Origin of the sequence: Pseudarthrobacter sp. NamE2 (assembly GCF_005796205.1) — a bacterium.
Taxonomy (GTDB): domain Bacteria; phylum Actinomycetota; class Actinomycetes; order Actinomycetales; family Micrococcaceae; genus Arthrobacter.
The window spans coordinates 156,734-173,286 of the sequence record NZ_VAHN01000005.1; the positions used below are offsets into that span (position 1 = coordinate 156,734).

General features: G+C 65.2%; 16 protein-coding genes. 9 read left to right on the forward strand and 7 right to left on the reverse strand.

Translation table 11 applies throughout. The features are described from left to right. The first annotated feature begins 4 nt into the window (after positions 1 to 4). Positions 5 to 622: a phosphatase PAP2 family protein gene (locus tag FDW83_RS08345; RefSeq protein WP_138137373.1), complete on the forward strand. Its 618-nt coding sequence runs from the start codon at positions 5 to 7 to the stop codon at positions 620 to 622. Here the strand turns inward: FDW83_RS08345 and FDW83_RS08350 are convergent. The 5 genes from FDW83_RS08350 to FDW83_RS08370 form a co-directional block, all read right to left on the reverse strand. Continuing rightward, positions 601 to 948, reverse strand: a complete 348-nt coding sequence (locus FDW83_RS08350) for a hypothetical protein (RefSeq protein WP_171027492.1) — start codon at positions 946 to 948, stop codon at positions 601 to 603. The genes FDW83_RS08345 and FDW83_RS08350 overlap by 22 nt on opposite strands. 146 nt (positions 949 to 1,094) lie before the next feature. After that, on the reverse strand, positions 1,095 to 1,523 hold the full coding sequence (locus FDW83_RS08355) for a universal stress protein (protein ID WP_138137375.1): 429 nt from the start codon (positions 1,521 to 1,523) through the stop codon (positions 1,095 to 1,097). Positions 1,524 to 1,568: 45 nt separating this feature from the next. Beyond that, positions 1,569 to 2,858: a PLP-dependent aminotransferase family protein gene (locus FDW83_RS08360; protein WP_138137377.1), complete on the reverse strand. Its 1,290-nt coding sequence runs from the start codon at positions 2,856 to 2,858 to the stop codon at positions 1,569 to 1,571. A gap of 66 nt (positions 2,859 to 2,924) precedes the next feature. Next, positions 2,925 to 3,629 (reverse strand): hypothetical protein, encoded by a 705-nt coding sequence (locus tag FDW83_RS19435; RefSeq protein ID WP_240720900.1) that lies wholly within the window; start codon positions 3,627 to 3,629, stop codon positions 2,925 to 2,927. Positions 3,630 to 3,875: 246 nt separating this feature from the next. Further along, positions 3,876 to 4,433, reverse strand: coding sequence for an NAD(P)H-dependent oxidoreductase (locus tag FDW83_RS08370; RefSeq protein WP_138137379.1), 558 nt, complete (start codon positions 4,431 to 4,433; stop codon positions 3,876 to 3,878). A 110-nt stretch (positions 4,434 to 4,543) separates the two neighbouring features. On the opposite strand from FDW83_RS08370, the gene FDW83_RS08375 reads away from it, so the two are divergent. The 6 genes from FDW83_RS08375 (at position 4,544) to FDW83_RS08400 (ending at position 12,700) form a co-directional block, all read left to right on the forward strand. After that, positions 4,544 to 5,149 (forward strand): TetR/AcrR family transcriptional regulator, encoded by a 606-nt coding sequence (locus FDW83_RS08375; RefSeq protein ID WP_138137381.1) that lies wholly within the window; start codon positions 4,544 to 4,546, stop codon positions 5,147 to 5,149. A 363-nt stretch (positions 5,150 to 5,512) separates the two neighbouring features. Further along, positions 5,513 to 6,496 (forward strand): ABC transporter permease, encoded by a 984-nt coding sequence (locus FDW83_RS08380; RefSeq protein ID WP_138137383.1) that lies wholly within the window; start codon positions 5,513 to 5,515, stop codon positions 6,494 to 6,496. A 2-nt stretch (positions 6,497 to 6,498) separates the two neighbouring features. Continuing rightward, complete coding sequence (locus FDW83_RS08385; protein WP_138137385.1) at positions 6,499 to 7,488, forward strand: ABC transporter permease; 990 nt, start codon at positions 6,499 to 6,501, stop codon at positions 7,486 to 7,488. Then, positions 7,485 to 9,722, forward strand: a complete 2,238-nt coding sequence (locus tag FDW83_RS08390) for an ABC transporter ATP-binding protein (RefSeq protein ID WP_138137387.1) — start codon at positions 7,485 to 7,487, stop codon at positions 9,720 to 9,722. Before FDW83_RS08385 ends, FDW83_RS08390 begins: the two co-directional genes overlap by 4 nt. A 49-nt stretch (positions 9,723 to 9,771) precedes the next feature. After that, positions 9,772 to 11,490, forward strand: coding sequence for an ABC transporter family substrate-binding protein (locus FDW83_RS08395; RefSeq protein ID WP_138137389.1), 1,719 nt, complete (start codon positions 9,772 to 9,774; stop codon positions 11,488 to 11,490). A 136-nt stretch (positions 11,491 to 11,626) separates the two neighbouring features. Continuing rightward, positions 11,627 to 12,700 (forward strand): Gfo/Idh/MocA family oxidoreductase, encoded by a 1,074-nt coding sequence (locus FDW83_RS08400; RefSeq protein ID WP_138137390.1) that lies wholly within the window; start codon positions 11,627 to 11,629, stop codon positions 12,698 to 12,700. On the opposite strand, the gene ald is transcribed toward FDW83_RS08400, so the two are convergent. Continuing rightward, positions 12,690 to 13,808 (reverse strand): alanine dehydrogenase, encoded by a 1,119-nt coding sequence (gene ald / locus FDW83_RS08405; RefSeq protein WP_138137522.1) that lies wholly within the window; start codon positions 13,806 to 13,808, stop codon positions 12,690 to 12,692. The genes FDW83_RS08400 and ald overlap by 11 nt on opposite strands. A 235-nt stretch (positions 13,809 to 14,043) precedes the next feature. Here ald and FDW83_RS08410 point away from each other — a divergent pair, with 235 nt between their 5' ends. Beyond that, positions 14,044 to 15,264, forward strand: a complete 1,221-nt coding sequence (locus FDW83_RS08410) for a CdaR family transcriptional regulator (RefSeq protein ID WP_138137392.1) — start codon at positions 14,044 to 14,046, stop codon at positions 15,262 to 15,264. On the opposite strand, the gene FDW83_RS08415 is transcribed toward FDW83_RS08410, so the two are convergent. Continuing rightward, positions 15,261 to 15,704 carry a helix-turn-helix domain-containing protein gene (locus FDW83_RS08415; protein WP_138137394.1) on the reverse strand — a complete coding sequence of 148 codons (444 nt, stop codon included), beginning with the start codon at positions 15,702 to 15,704 and terminating at the stop codon, positions 15,261 to 15,263. The two genes, FDW83_RS08410 and FDW83_RS08415, sit on opposite strands and share 4 nt — an antisense overlap. A gap of 48 nt (positions 15,705 to 15,752) precedes the next feature. Here FDW83_RS08415 and FDW83_RS08420 point away from each other — a divergent pair, with 48 nt between their 5' ends. Next, complete coding sequence (locus FDW83_RS08420) at positions 15,753 to 16,538, forward strand: alpha/beta fold hydrolase (protein WP_138137396.1); 786 nt, start codon at positions 15,753 to 15,755, stop codon at positions 16,536 to 16,538. Positions 16,539 to 16,553 lie beyond the last annotated feature (15 nt).

Consider the following 16,553-nt stretch of genomic DNA (forward strand, 5'->3'; position numbering starts at 1 on the left):
GGACGTGGCCGCAGACAGCAGCACCATCCGGGTAAAGAACAGGACCGCCAGGTGGCTGACCGAGGTGTTCCAGCCGCCGGCGGTGGTCACCGTCCAGCTGCTGCTCAGTCCACTGGCACAGGAAGGGTTCCCCGAGACGGTGGTCTACGGGGCGCTGGCGGCCTTGTTCGTTTGCGTGCTGCCGCTACTCCTGCTGTTGCTCCTGGTGCGGCTGGGCAAGGTAACGGACCATCATGTCAGTGACCGGAAGCAGCGGGCACCGGTACTGCTGATGGCGCTGGGTTCCATCCTGGCCGGGCTGCTGGTCCTGCACGCCGTGGGTGCTCCGGCAAGTGTTGTCGCCATGGTCCTGGCCGTAGTGGGCGGTGTGGTGGTCCTGGCGGGCGTCAGTCCGTTTTGGAAGATGAGCGGCCACGCGGCCGCAATTTCCTGTTCCGTGGTTATCGCGGTGCTGATGCTGGGGGCCGCGTGGGCTCCGCTGCTGCTCCTGGTCCCCGCAGTGGGCTGGTCACGGGTGGTACTGCGCGCCCACTCGGTGGCCCAGGTGGTGGCGGGCTCGCTGTTCGGCGGAGTGGTGATGGCCGGAATCTGGTGGGTACTTCAGGGCTTGATGGTGCCGTAGGACAGCGTCGTGAACATCTCGAGCGTGGCCGGGTCCGCCGTGGTTCCCAGGGCAACGGCGGCGGCAGTCATCAGGACGCCCATCGCCGCGGCTATGCCGGCCCAGGCGGACAGCAGTTTCCAGTCCTCACGCAGGACGCTTCCCACGGTTTCAGGCAGTCGCAGGTCCGGGGAAATAAGGTTCGGTGCGCTGTCCACGCTGCCGTCATCCAGGAGCGCCACAACTGTGCCATTGCTGCGGTCGACCCGCATGGAGCAGATGTGGTTTCCGTGCCGGGCCAGGAGGATGTCATGGCCCACAAGGTGGCGGCGCTGAAGAGTAATCAATGGTGGCCCCTCGGTAGTGGTGGTTGCTGGGTGTCCGCACCGTTGGGGCCCTGTTCAATTTTATCTTTGCGCCCGGAACAGAAATGGCGTATAAGGCGTGAGAACGGACACCCTCCGCAGCGATGTCCGCCACGAGGGGGAGTGTCCTAGTCGGCGTCGTAGGTGTTGGCGATATAAACGTCGCAGGGCGCGTTGTGCGCCACGCTGTTGGCCACGCTGCCCAGGACCCGGCCGATTCCCCGCATCCTGCGGTTGCCCACCACGATCATCCGGGCGTCCATGCGGACGGCTTCCTTGATCAGGGCGTCGGCGGGGCGGCCGCGCGCCGCGGAGTAGGTCACCTTGATGGCCCCGCCGAGGGAATCTGCCACGGTGCGGGCCACGTGCTCGGCGGTGTCGGCGTCAGAGACAATCCACTGGTCGCTGCCGCTGCCGAAGACCTCGGTCCGGTCGCTGTCAAAGGCGGACACCACGTGGAGCGATGCCTGCAGGGCGGCAGCGAGGTCCCGCGCGGACTCCGCTGCCTTTTTCGCGGTCCCGCTGCCGTCAACCCCTACAACAATGATTCCACCCATATGCGTGCTCCTTTGCTCCGGTTTGCGGCGTTGGTGAGGCCTACGCTACAACGCCGCGATGGCTTTCCGCAGGACGGGTGCCAGCCGGCGCACGCCTTCGGCAATCGACTCAGGGGGCACCGCGCTGAAGGCAAGGCGCAGTTTGTTGGACGGCTCGTCCGACGGCGTGAAGGCGGCCCCGGGGATGAACACCACGCCGGCGTCAATCGCCTGATGCAGCAACGGGTAGGTGTCCACCCCGTCCGGCAGCGTCACCCATACGAAGAAGCCGCCTTCGGGGGTGGTCCAGGTTGTCCCTTCGGGCATATGCTCCCTCAACGCCGTGAGCATGGCCTGGCAGCGCTCTGCATAGAGGCCGCGGTAGGTTTCGATCTGGCCCTTCCAGTCATAGTCCCGCAGGTACGCTGACACGAGCATCTGGTTGAGGGACGGCGGGCAGAGCGTGACAGATTCAGCGGCGAGGTAGTAGCGGCGCTGCAAGTGCTCGGGCACCAGCGCCCATCCGATCCGCAGGCCGGGGGCGAAAATCTTGGAGAAGGATCCCATGTAGATAACGTCGTCGGGGTTGTCGGCACGCAGGGGAGCCAGGGGCTCTCCGCCGTAGCGCAACAGTCCGTACGGGTTGTCCTCCAGGATCAGAATATTCGCTTTGCGGCATATATCAACGATCTGTTGCCGGCGCTCCTTTGCCAGCGTAATTCCGGAGGGGTTGTTGAAGTTGGGGATTGTGTAGAGGAACTTGATGCTCTTGCCCGAGAGTTGGAGGGCTGCAATTTTCGCTTCCAGCATCGCGGGTACAAGCCCGTGGCTGTCCATTTCCACGGTTTCCACGGTGACTTGGTAGGCCTCGAAGGTGTTGAGTGCTCCGACGTAAGTGGGGTCCTCCACCAGGACAACGTCACCCGGGTTGCAGAAGACTTTGGTGGCAATGTCCTGAGCGGACTGCGAGCCCGCTGTGATGACCACATTCCGAGGATCTGCGTCTAAGATTTCTTCGGCGGCCATGACCTCGCAAATCTGGGTGCGCAGTTCCCCGGTCCCTTGTCCCGGACCGTACTGCAGGGCAGCAAGGCCGTCGCCGGAGATGATGTCTGCGGCTGTGGTGGCGAGGCGGTCCAGGGGCAGGGATTGCAGGTAGGGGCTACCTCCTGCCAGTGACACCAGGCCGGGGCGCATGGATATGTCGAAGACATCGCGTACCGCCGACTGCCTGATATTGGCCGCTCTTTCTGAAAACAGCGCCTCGTGCCGGTGTGCTGAGGTGGCAGCACGTTCGATCGCATCAACGGCTTCTGCTGGCAGCGTTCCTGCTGCATCCAGTGTTTCGTGGCTCACACGGACAGGATACAGCGCATTGTTGCCCTGAAAGCAACATCCGTTGCTCCCAGAATCACATCCTCGCTACTGGTCCCGACGCAGAACCTCGGTCAGAGGTTCTCCGTTGATGTAGATGTCGGCGCGGATGGCACCAACCGCGGCCACTGCAGTCTGGGTGAGTTGCGCCTCAACCCGCGGGACGTCGCAGGTGCCGCCGAGACTAAGTGCCCCGGCGAGGTATACCGTCACCGTGGTTCCGTCGAAGGTCCCCGAGAGGAACTTCAGCCGGGATCCGGCAAGTGCGTTGTAGACCTCGGAACCGGATGCTGCGCCAGCAGGCCCGGTGCCCTCTGATCCCGTCAGCAGGGCGTTGAAGGCGGCGGGAAGCTGTTCATCCGCTGCAACGTTTTCCGCGTCCATGCCAACCAGGCTGTCATTGCAGCCGAACCGCACGCCGTTGCTGCCGCCGTCGTCCAGGAGGACGTAGTAGGCAGTGACGGTGGCCGGGGTTTCGGGAATGCTGGCGGACGGCTGCGGCGAGGGCTCCGGCCGGGATGTTGGCGTTTCGGCTTCAGGCTGGGGCGCCGGCAGCTGTTCCGGAGCTGCTGCTCCTGCAGGCGGGGCGGCCGTGGGGGCGCCCGCGGATGGAAGCGGTCCCGGTTCGGCCTCCGGAAGAATTTGCGGCTGCGGCGTCGGAACGCCGGTCTGTGGTGCGGCCGGCGGAGCGGCGGCGGGACTGGAAGCGGCAGGTTGGACGGCGGGATCCCCGCCCGTGCAGCCTGCAAGCACGAGTGCAAGTGCCAGCCAAGCCGCTGCCCCGCGCCTGCCTCTCCATCGCCTCCCGGCGTGCCACCCTGCTCCCACGACTGCACCGCGATTCCGTCTGCCACGTACCGTGAATTAACGTTACGGCGGGCCTTCCCGGCGGCGTATGTCTGGACGGTACCGGTTGGGACAAGACTTGGTCACAGCTGGTGCCTCGATACAGCAAGCGCCCGGGACGCGCTGTGCGTACCGGGCGCTGCGGGCTGGCGCTTAGGCTGCGGGGGCTGCAGCGGCAAGAGCGTCGAACACGCCCTTGATCTGCTCAACCACCTCAGCGTCATCCTTCGGGTGGATCTCGGCGAAACGGACCATCGAACCGGGGACTGCGAGCTTGACGTCTTCGAGCACTTTGGCTCCGGCGACGCCGGCGGCCTTGCGGGCCTCGTCCTGCGCCCAGACACCGCCATACTGGCCGAAGGCGGTTCCGACGACGGCGGTGGGCTTGCCGGCCAGCGCGCCGGCACCGAAGGGGCGGGAGAGCCAGTCGATCGCGTTCTTCAGGGCCGCGGGGACGGTGCCGTTATGCTCCGGGGTCACCAGCAGGACGGTGTCAGCTTCGCTGGCGGCTTCGCGCAGGGCGGCAGCGGCGGCCGGAACCTTGCCTTCGACGTCAATGTCCTCGTTGTAGAACGGGATATTGCCCAGGCTTTCGTGGATCACAACGTCCACCTGCTCGGGGGCGTTGAGCTTAATGGCCTCGGCAAGCTTCTGATTGGTGGATTCGGCTCGCAGGCTGCCGACGAGGGTGAGGACTGTGCTCTTGGTCATGTGAACTCCTAAAGTATGGGCGCCAAGCCTTGGGGGGCTGGGGCTTGTGGTGCTTCACCAGAGTAAACGGACTGCGGTCCGCTTCTATTCCCGGGCGCTAGAATGACGCTGTGAGGTCCATCCCACCGCGGCCGGGAACGCCGGCATCGGCCGCTGAACGAAGTGATGCTGTCCGCAACCGTGAACGCCTGTTGATCGCCGCCCGGGAGTTGATTCAGGAGTGCGGCGCCGGGGGCCTCACCATGGATCGGCTGGCCGAGCGGGCAGGCGTAGGCAAGGGCACCGTGTTCCGCCGGTTCGGGAGCCGGGCCGGACTCATGCTGACTTTGCTCGATGACGCTGAAGCCGATTTCCAGGCTCGGTTCATGTTTGGGCCCCCGCCCCTTGGGCCTGGAGCGCCCGGGCTCGAGCGGCTGGTCGCTTTCGGATACGCGCGCATCAGGTACGTGGTGGAATTTGCCGACCTTGTCCTGGCTGCGGAAAGCGCACCTCGGGGCCGGTTCGAAGTTCCGGCGGCGGCCCTCTGGCACCGCCATGTCGAGGTGCTGCTGAGGGACGCCGGATTTGAGTCCGACCCTTGGCTGATGGCGGGGTCGCTTAGTGCCACCCTGGATGCCGGCAGGCTGCTGAACCTGATCGGGTCCTACGGGATAAGTATTGAAAGACTCGAGCACTCCTGGCGCGACCTTGTCACACGCGTGGTGGGAGGCGCATGAACTGCGCGTCACGGCGCCAGTGGGTCCAGTCAAATCAACTTCACAAACTATTCATAACAATCTGGTACGGGCAGTGTGTTTCCGCCTCTTAGCCGTCATTTTGCTGGTGACCTTGTGATAGTTTCCTCTGGAATGTGACCCGCGACATAGTCCGAGGACGGCCCGGCAACGGGCCGCGGGGGCCAGCTACCCGCTGGCGACGGACCCGGTGGCGCGGCACAACTCCCGCTGATCCGGGTGGGAACGGAAGGATCTTGCTTGTGAATGTTGATGTGTCCGGCATGACAGACCCGGGGGCGGCACCAAAGCTGCTTGCCAGGTGCGGTTCCCCACTTCCCGCCGCGGCGGCGAAGCGGAAGTAGCGTGCTCAGGTACCTCGCGAGGCGCGGACTCACCTATCTGGTCATGATCTTCCTGACCACGTCCGCCGGATATCTCCTGGCCGTCAGCACCCTCAAACCGGCACTGCTGGAACAGGAACGCATACCCCGCCCCACTCCCGAACAGGTTGCCACGTCCATGCGCCTGAAAGGCCTGGACCCGGACCTTAGCCCGTGGGAACGCTACGTTGAATGGCTGACGGCCATCGTCACCCGCTGGGACTGGGGCAGGAGCCCCAATGGTGCCTACATCAATGCCGAGTTCGGGGACAGGGTGTGGATCTCCACCCGCCTGTTCCTTGCCTCCATCATCCTGACCCTGGTCATCGGCGTGGCTTTGGGCGTATATTCAGCCGCGCGGCAGTACAAGTTCCAGGACCGGGTGATCACGTCCTACAGCTACCTGGCCTACATCGTGCCTGCACCCATCGCCTACTTCCTGGTACAGCTGGGCGCGATCAACATCAACGAATCCGTAGGCGAACGCATCTTTTTCGTCACGGGTATCTCCACACCCGGCATCGGGCCCGGCTGGGCCCAGTTCGTCGATATGCTGGCCCACTATGCAGTGCCCACGGTGGCCATCACGCTGGTGGGGTGGGGCTCCTACCAGATCGCCCAGCGCCAGTACCTGCTGGACAACGTCAACGCCGATTTTGTCCGGACCGCAAGGGCCAAGGGGCTCACCCGCAACCAGGCCATCACCCGGCACGCCCTCCGCGTTTCCTTCATCCCGGTGGCACAAAGCATCGCCTTCACCATCCCGGCCATTTTTGCCGGCGGGTTCTTCGCCGAAAAAATCTTCGCCTGGCCCGGCGTCGGCTCGTGGAGCATCGACGCCATTTCGCTGCAGGATGTCAACGCGGCCACCGCCACGCTGGCCTATGGTTCCGTCATCTTCGCCATAGGTGCCATCCTGGCCGACTTCGCCACCACGCTGGTCGATCCGAGAGTGCGGGTGCAGTAGCAATGACAAACCTGAACGCCGTCGACCCGGCAGCCGTTGCTCAGGACGCTCACCTTGACAACTCCGACGTCGTCATTGGAAAGTCCACCATCATCTTCCGCCGCTTCTTGCGGAACAAGACAGCCGTCGCCGGCCTGGTCATCTTCCTTGGGCTGACAGTCTTCTCCTTTGTGGGCGGGTACTTCACGCCCTGGGACAAGGACACCATCGATCCCTTCAACATCGGGATGCCGCCCTCCGCCGAGCACTACCTGGGGACCTCCCAGGCCGGCATCGACCTCTACGCGATGACCGTGGAAGGCACGCGGATCTCCATCCTGATCGGCCTGGTCGTGGGTCTGGTCTCGGTCCTCATCGCCGCCATCTACGGATGCACCATGGCGTACTTCGGGGGCAAGGTGGACAAGGTCATGCTCTTCTTCCTTGAAGCGCTGATCATGATGCCGGCGCTCCTGGTGGTGGCTGTTGCCACCAGTGGGGGAGGGGCAGGACTGAAGCGGGACCTGCCCTCGTGGCTGCTCCTGATCATCGTGCTGCTGGTCTTCAGCTGGATGGGAACGGCCCGGCTGATCCGCTCGATGTCCATGTCCCTCATGCAACGCGACTTCGTCAAGGCCGCGCAGTACATGGGGGTCCCACCGCGGCGCATCGTCTGGCGGCACCTGGTGCCGAACATCGGGTCCCTGCTGGTCCTGGACATCACCCGCGGCGTCACCGGCGCCATCCTCGCCGAGGTCGCCTTTTCGTTCATCGGCATCGGCATCAAGGTACCGGACGTGAGCCTGGGCGTGCTGATCGGTGGTGCCACCTCACAGGTGCAGACCTTCCCCTGGATGTTCTGGGTGCCCCTGACGGTCATGTTCCTCCTCACCGGTTCCCTGGCGATGATGAATGACGGTCTCCGGGACGCCTTCGATCCCAGCTCCAGTTCCTCGGGCAGGGCCAGAAGGAAGATCGCCAGACTCACCAGCGGACAGAAGAAGGCGTCATGAGCAGTGAAACCACCACTGGACCGGCAGAGCCCACAGGGTCGCCGGTTGAGCGGCTGCACGTGGCCGGACTGCACTCACCCACCGACGCCGTATTGTCCGTCCGGGACCTCCACGTCCGCTTCAACTCCGAGAACGGCGTAGTGCACGCCGTGCGCGGCGTGGACTTCGACCTGATGCCGGGAAAGACCCTCGGCATTGTGGGAGAGTCCGGTTCCGGCAAGTCGGTCACTTCCCTGGCCATCATGGGCCTGCTCCCCGGCACCGCGGACATCTCCGGGTCCGTCCGGCTCAGGGGGCGCGAACTCCTGGGGCTCAGCGACAAGGCCATGTGTGAATACCGCGGCAACGAACTGTCGATGGTCTTCCAGGACCCGCTGTCCTCCCTGACGCCCGTCTATACCGTGGGCACCCAGATCAGCGAGGCGCTCACAATCCACAACCCCACCATGAGCAGGCATGCGAAAGAAGTCCGCGCCGCCGAACTCCTCGCCATGGTGGGCATCCCCAGCCCCAATGACAGGCTGAAAGCCTTCCCGCACGAATTTTCCGGCGGCATGCGCCAGCGCGTCATGATCGCCATCGCCATCGCCAACAATCCCCGTGTCCTCATTGCCGATGAACCGACGACTGCCCTGGACGTCACCATCCAGGCGCAGGTCCTTGAGGTGCTGCACACCGCCCAGGAGGAAACCGGCGCCGCTGTCGTCATGATCACCCACGACCTTGGCGTGGTGGCGGGCATGGCGGACGACATCATGGTCATGTACGGCGGCAAACCCGTGGAAACCGGACCCGTGGACGAGATCTACTACAACCCGCGGATGCCCTACACCATGGGTCTCCTTGGCGCCGTGCCGCGGGTGGACGCGGCGGAGAAGTCCTCGCTTGTGCCCATCGAAGGGATGCCGCCCAACCTCCTCCACGAACCCACCGCCTGCTCCTTCGCGCCCCGCTGCCCGCTCGCCTCCGAGGCGTGCCTGGCAGGGGAACCCGCGCTGGCTCCGGTTCCCGGCGTCCCGCGGCACCACGCCGCCTGCATCAAATCGGAGGCCCTGGGCGGCGACGTGGATGTCCTCGATATCTTCGCCGCTCCGCCCGTTCCAGCCTCCCGTTTCGACGCCATTCCCCGGGACGAGCGGGCAACAGTCCTGCAGCTCAAGGACATCCGCAAGCATTTCCCGCTGACCAAGGGGTCCCTGCTCAAGCGCCGCATTGGCACGGTCAAGGCCGTCGACGGGCTGAGCTTCGACATCCGGGAAGGGGAGTGCTTCTCCATCGTGGGCGAGTCGGGTTCCGGAAAGACCACCACCCTCCTGGAAATCATGGAGTTCCACAAGGACCAGGACGGGGAGGTGGTGATCGGCGGCATCAGCAACAAGCAGGCAGCCGACTCCCGGGCCAGGAACGCGATGCGCCGTGAACTGCAGATGGTGTTCCAGGACCCCACCGGCGCACTGGACCCGCGGTTCACGGTGTATGAGGTCCTGGCCGAACCGCTGCAGAACGCTGGGATGGACAGGCAGGCCATCAGGAAACGCATCATGGAGCTGATGAAGCTCGTGGGCCTGCAGCCGGACCATGTCAACCGCTTCCCCAACCAGTTTTCCGGCGGGCAGCGGCAACGGATCGGCATCGCCAGGGCGCTCGCCGTGAATCCCAAACTGGTGGTCCTCGACGAACCCGTCTCCGCCCTCGACGTCTCCGTACAGGCCGGCGTCATCAACCTCCTGGACAAGCTCCGGGCGGAACTGGGGCTGAGCTACCTGCTGGTGGCCCACGACCTGTCCGTGGTCCGGCACATCTCCAACCGCGTGGCCGTGATGTACCTGGGCAAGATTGTGGAGATCGGCGAGGTGGACCGGGTCTTCGACCAGCCGCGCCACCCTTACACCCGGGCTCTGCTGTCCGCTATCCCCGTTCCGGATCCACAGGTGGAACGCACCCGCGAACGCATCATCCTCAAGGGCGACCTGCCGTCACCGCTGGACGCTCCCAAAGGTTGCAACTTTGCCACCCGGTGCCCGGTTTATGCCGCCCTTCCGCCTGCCAAGCAGGAGAAGTGCCGTACGCTCGAGCCGCCGCTTGAGGCTGTGGCACCGTCCGCCGCCGCCCGGGCCCTGGAAGCCGGTCCCGTCTCCGTCCCGGACCAGCGTTTTGCCTGCTTCTTCCCGGACGGAGAACTGGAGGAAGACATGCTCGTTGTCCAAGACCAGGCGGACCACCATGCACCCTAGGACTATCCGACCCATCACCAGCACCACCCGCATCAACGAAGGGAAAACCATGAGGAATCTGAACAGGATCGGCGGAGCGGCGGCCATTGCCGCAGCTCTGGCGCTGACGGCCTGCGGCGGTGGTGGCGGTGCCACCGGGCCGGAAACGGCCAAGGGGCAGGAGGCAGGCGACGACCTGTCCAAGCTGATCAGCATCAACGAAAAACCCGCAGCCGATCTTGAACAGGGCGGCAAGGTCACCCTCCCGCTGGGCAGCATCGGCCCGGACTTCAACGGTTTCTCCAACGGCGGCAACAGCTCGGACACCTCCGCGCTGATGGCCCCGATCAACCCCGTAGGCGTCAGCGGAGGCGGCATCGGCGGCTGCTGGAAGGTCGACTTCAAGGGCAAGGCGACCCCCAACACCGACTTCTGTGAGTCCGTGGAAAGCGAAATGGTTGACGGCAAGCAGACCATCACCATCAAGGTCAACGACAAGGCGACCTACAATGACGGCACGCCGATCGACATCAAGGCGTTCCAGAACACCTGGAACATCCTCAAGAGCCCGGACAACGGCTACGACATCGTCACGTCAGGGTCCTACGCCTTCGTGGAGTCCGTGGAAGCCGGCAGCAGCGACAAGGAAGTCGTCGTGAAGATGACCCAGCCGGTGTATCCGCTGGAAGACCTGTTCTTCGGCCTGATCCACCCGGCCGTCAACACGCCGGAGATCTTCAATGAAGGCTTCGTGGGCGAGATGCACCCCGAGTGGATGGCGGGCCCGTTCAAGGTGGACCAGTACGATGCCGCGGGCAAGACCCTGTCCCTGGTCCCGAATGAAAAGTGGTGGGGTGCCAAGCCGGTCCTGGAGAACGTGGTCTTCCGCCAGCTTGAAACCAGCGCCCAGATCGCCGCGTTCAAGAACGGCGAAATCGACGCGATGTCCGCGAACACCATCGCGCTGTACAAGCAGCTGGAAGGCACCAAGGACTCTGAGGTCCGCCGCGGCCAGCGCCTGTTTGCAGGCGGCCTGAACATCAACGCCCAGCGGATCACCGACGTCGCCGTCCGCGAGGCCATCTTCGCCGCCGTGGACCGCGAGGCCCTGCGCAAAGTGCGCTTCAACGGTTTGAACTGGGAAGAGCCGAGCTCCGGCTCCATGATGCTCCTGCCGTTTTCCGAGTACTACCAGGACAACTACCCGGTGAAGGAAACCGGTCCTGATGCCGCCAAGAAGGTGCTGACGGACGCCGGCTACACCGAGAACGCCAACGGCATCATGGAGAAGGATGGCAAGCCCGCATCCTTCAAGATCAGCAACTTCGGCGACGATCCTACCACCCTGGCCTTCACCCAGACCCTGCAGAAGCAGCTCCAGGACGGCGGCATGGAGGTCGGAATCGACCAGCGCGCCTCCGCCGACTTCGGCAAAGTTGTGGGCGGCCGCGAGTTCGACCTGAGCGTCTCCGGCTACACGGTTGGCGCCGATGCCACCTCCGCAGTCAAGCAGTACTACGACTCCAAGACCAACGAAAACGGCCTGGGGGACGAGGAACTGGACAAGAAGATTGCAGAACTCGCCTCCATCGAGGACAACGCGGAACGCAACAAGGCGGCCATGGAAGTGGAGAAGGAACACATGGCGAAGTACTTCTCCATGGGCGTGGTCATGAACGGCCCGCAGATCTCCTTTGTCCGCACCGGGCTGGCCAACTACGGCCCGTCCCTGTTCCAGAGCCTGTCCCAGGTTCCGGACTGGACCACCCTGGGCTGGGAAAAGAAGTAACCCCGCGACGCTCTCTCACTTCCTGCACGAAGCGTGCCAGCGCTCTCCCACTTTCCGCCGGCAGCGGTGGAAAGTGGGAGAGCGTTTGGGTTGAAGCCGCAGGCTATGTCAGCGCGTCCGGAGTAGCGTAGGTCCCATGACCGGAACTGATGCTGCACCCGCCATCCGTACTGCTGTCGTCGGGTACGGGCTGTCCGGGAGCGTTTTCCACGCCCCGCTGATCGTCGCGGACGGCAACTACTCCCTGGACGTCATTGCAACGTCCGACGCCGGCCGGCAGGCAGCTGCCAGCGGCAGCTTCCCGGGGGTCAGGACAGTCCCCGACGGCGATGCGGTATTGAACCGCGCCGACGAGCTGGACCTTGTGGTGCTCGGGACGCCGCCGGCCACCCACTACCCCCTGGCCAAAGCGGCGCTTGAGGCCGGGCTGGACGTGGTGGTGGACAAGCCCTTCACCGTCACCAGTGAGCAGGGTGAGGAACTGATTGCGCTGGCCACCGGGCTCGGCCGCGTCCTCACGGTGTTCCACAACCGGAGGTGGGACGGGGACTTCCTGACCCTGCGCAAGCTGCTGGCGGTGGAAGCCGTGGGCAAGGTGACCCGGTTCGAGTCCCGGTTCGAGCGCTGGTCCCCCATCATCGCCAAGGCCTGGAAAGCGCGGGCCACGGCAGCGGACGGCGGGGGCGCCCTCTTTGACCTTGGCAGCCACCTGATCGACCAGGCGCTCCAGCTGTTTGGCCCCGCCACCGTGACACACGCCGAGCTGCGGGCGCGCCGCTCCGATGAACGGGCCGATGACGACGTCTTCCTTGTGCTGCGGCACCACTCCGGGGTGCTGAGCCACCTGAGCATGAACATGCTCTGCGCGCAGCAGGCCCCGCGGTTCCGGGTGCTGGGGTCCGTGGGCGGGTTCACCAAACACGGCGTGGACCCCCAGGAGCCGTACATCGTCGCCGGCGGCAGCCCCCTGGACGAGGAGTACGGCGTCGAGGCACCGGAATGGGCAGGGCTCCTTGGCCGCGACGGCCACCTGGATGCCCTGCCCACGGAGCGGGGTGCTTATCCGGAGTTTTACCGGCTGCTGGCGGAAAAGCTTCTCGACGGCGGCGCCTCGTCGCCTGCGCCGCTCCCGGTAGACCCGGCAGATGCCGTCGAGGGCCTCAGGCTGATCGAAGAGGCCCGGCACGTGGCCCGGAAGACTACGCCGTAACCAGTTCGTGCCAGTCCGCCACCAGGGGCAGGTTGTGCGCCTCTGACACGGAGTGGTGCGCCACGTGGCCGGCGGCGATGTTGAGCCCGGCGGCGAGGGCCGGGTCGCGGTCGAACGCGGCCTTCACGCCGAAGTTGGCCAGTGCCACAGCGTAGCGCAGGGTGACGTTGGTCAGCGCGTAGGTGGAGGTGTTGGGCACCGCACCGGGCATGTTGGCCACGCAGTAGAAGATGGTGTTGTGCACCTTGTAGGTGGGTTCCTGATGCGTGGTGGGGTGGGTGTCCTCGAAGCAGCCGCCCTGGTCCACGGCAATGTCCACCAGGACCGAGCCGGGCTTCATCCGGGCCACGAGGTCGTTGGTGACCAGCTTCGGAGCCTTGGCGCCGGGGATCAGGACTGAGCCGATTACCAGGTCGGCGTCCACCACGGACTTTTCGATCTCGTAGGAGTTCGATGCCACCGTCTTGAGCCGGCCCTGGTACTGGGCGTCCAGTTCGCGCAGGCGGTTGATGTTGATGTCCATGATGGTGACGTCGGCGCCGAGGCCCAGGGCCATGGCCGCTGCATTGGTGCCTGCAACACCCGCGCCGAGGACAACCACCTTGGCCGGGCGGACGCCGGGTACGCCGCCCAGCAGGATGCCCTTGCCGCCGGCGGGAGCCATGAGGGAAGAGGCGCCCACCTGGACGGAAAGCCGGCCGGCCACCTCGGACATCGGGGCGAGGAGCGGCAGTGAGCGGCCCTCCTGGACTGTCTCGTAGGCGATGGCGGTGACGCCGGAGTTGATGAGTTCCCGGGTAAGTTCGGGTTCGGCTGCGAGGTGCAGGTAGGTGAAGAGGATCAGGCCCTTGCGGAAGCGGTGGTATTCGGCCTTGATGGGTTCCTTGACCTTCATCACCATGTCGGCGCGGGCCCAGACGTCGTCCGCCTCGTTGACGATCTCGGCGCCGGCAATCGAGTATTCCTCATCGGTGATGCCGGAACCCAGTCCTGCGCCGCGCTCCACCAGCACAGTGTGGCCGTGGGTGCGGAACTCGTGGACGCCGGCGGCGGTGATGGCCACCCGGAATTCGTTGTTCTTGATTTCTTTGGGGACACCGATGATCATCGTGGGCTCCAGGTTCTCGGCGGTTGTGCACCGGAAAGTCGGGAAGGAATTGCGTGTTTCCACGATAAGTCCGGTTGTGAGCCAGCTGACACGGAGCAGGCGGAGCCGCCGCACAAGAACCGCATGATTCCGCGGATCTTGCTTGGTCTTTTTCGACGTTTGTCGACCCTGTAAGCGTCAAGTGTCGCCTGGTGTCCGTTCGGTCCGGGCCATACACAGGCAGTAATGTTGCCCCATGCAGCAGCAGGGTGTGGAACAGCTCGTCGAGCAGGTGGCGCTGAAGCTTGGCCGCGGGCTTTCGCTGGAGGACCTCGACGGCGTGCTGCTCGCATACAGCTCCAACCAGTCCCACGCGGACCGGGTACGGGTGAACTTCCTGTTGAGCAAGAAGGTGCCGGCGGACGTCAGCGCGTGGCAGCTTTCGCACGGCATTGCCACAGCCGTGCGCCCTGTGGCGGTTCCGGCCAACCCGGATTTGGGCATGCTGGGCCGGGTCTGCGTTCCGCTGATGGTGCGTGGTTTCCGTGTGGGGTACCTGTGGGTCCAGCAGGACTCAGCCGAGGAAAGCCCGACTGCGATCCTCACCCAGCTGCCGGCGGTCAATCACGAGTTGGAGATGCTGTCCGGGCTGCTGCTCGATTCCAACACTGCAGAATCGGAATTCCGGCGGGGCCGGGAGCGGGAGTTCCTGGCAGCGTGCGCCGGGGAACCGAACGCGGTGGCCGCCGTCGCGGGGTGGAAGGAAGTGCAGGGAAAAGGGCCCTGGCAGATGGTTACGGTCCTGGACGCGGACGGCTGGTCCAGCGGCCCGGACCCGATCGCGGCCACCCTGATCCACCGCTCCACCGCGCTGCAGGCCACGGTGGGAATGGACGCGGCGCTGTTCAGCGCAGGCACAGAGACCCACTCAGTGGTGCTGTTCAAGGAATCGACGGGCCGGGCAAACCACGCGCAGGTCCTGGTCCACTACCAGCTGGAGCTCGCCAAGCGCTCGGGCCGCCCCGTGCACCGGATCATCCTCGGAATCAGTGAGGGATTCAGCCGCACCCGCCAGCTCTCCGAGGCGTACCGGCAGTCCCGGATGGCCGCGCAGGCTGCGGCCGTGGACCCACAACTGGGCGAGCTGGTGGACTGCCGGTCCGCGGGCGTCTACCAGCTGCTTGCCTCGGCCGGCGGAGGGGTGGGCGCGTGGGCGGACTCAGGCTCCGTGTACTTCCGCTTGCTTGAGGACCATGACCGCAACGGTGAGCTCATCCCGGTCCTGGAACTCCTCTACGACAATGACGGCTCCGTCCAGGATGTGGCCGCCAAGCTCCACCTGCACCGCAGCAGCATCTACAACCGGCTGGCCCGGATCCGCCAGCTGCTCGGGGTTGACCCCTTGAAGGGCATGCCGAGGCTGGAGCTGCATGCCGCCCTGAAGATGCGGCGGTGGGCGGGAAGACCCCGGATCTAGCCTTCCGGGTCCGGGTCTTCCGCGGAGCCGCCCTTCTTTCGGGCTTCCTTTTTCTGCTGCTCCAGCTTCTGCTGTTCGGCCTTCTGTTTTTCCAGCCAGGCCATGATCGCGGCCAACGGGATGCGCCGGTGCGTGCCGCGGTATTCCACCGGGATCTCGCCCCGGTCCGTCATGTTGCGCAGGTAGGTGTGGGAAATCCCGGCCAGTTCCGCCGCCTTGGAGGTGGTGAGCATTTCCTCCACGCTGCTCACGGTCACAGCCTCGCCGCGGCTGAACCGCGCCAGGAGGTCGACGACGGCGTCCCGGGCCAGGGGAGGCAGCCGGTGGACTGTGCCGTCGACGAAGACGGTGACGTCCTCGCTGCCGGCGAGTGCCCGCTGCAGGCTTGCGGCGTCCTCGGGCGGGAGCGCGCCCGTCATCCGGGGAGCAATCAGTGCCATGGCTTCAGCCTACCGGTGCCTGGCAGCACCGGACGGTATGCTCGCCTGATGGCATTGAATGGCGGACAGGACGTGGAGTACGGCGGTTTGCAGGGGAAACTGTATGCCTCAGCCCTGCCGGCGGAGGGTGCAGCGGGACGGCCGGCCTACGTTCTGCTGCACGGCATCGGCGTCTCCCACCGCTACCTCGCCAGGCTGCATGAGGAGCTTGCCCGGATCGCAGACGTTTACACCCTGGACCTGCCCGGATTCGGGAAATCCTCCCGCCCGGGGCGGCAGTTGCAGGTGGCGGATTACGCCTCCTTCGTCAAGGGCGTCCTCGCAGAGGCCGGGGTCCGGAACGTCATCGCGGTGGGCCATTCCATGGGTACCCAGTTCGCGGTGGAACTGGCGCTGCAGGAGCCGGAACTGGTGGCGGGCACAGTCCTGATGGGTCCCGTAGTGGACGACGGCAGGAAGTCCGTGGCACGGCAGGCCCTGGCGCTCACCCGCGACGCCATGTTCAGCGAATCCCTGCCCTGCAACGCCATCGTATTCAGCGACTATTTCCGGGCCGGGCTCCGCTGGTACCTGACGGAACTGCCTGTGATGATGGAGTACCCCCTGCGGGACAAGGTAGCGGCGGTTCCCCAGCCGGTGCTGGTGCTCCGCGGCACCAAGGACCCCATCGCGCAGCGGCCCTGGTGTGAAGCGCTGGCGGACGCAGCCCAGCACGGCACCATGGCGGAAATCCTTGGACAGGGTCACGTCTTCCAGCACACCGCGCCGGACACCGCCGCGGAAACCATCAGCGGATGGGTCGGTGCGGTCAAAGGCTTCGACATCACCGCCTAAGGCCCGCACCCTAGG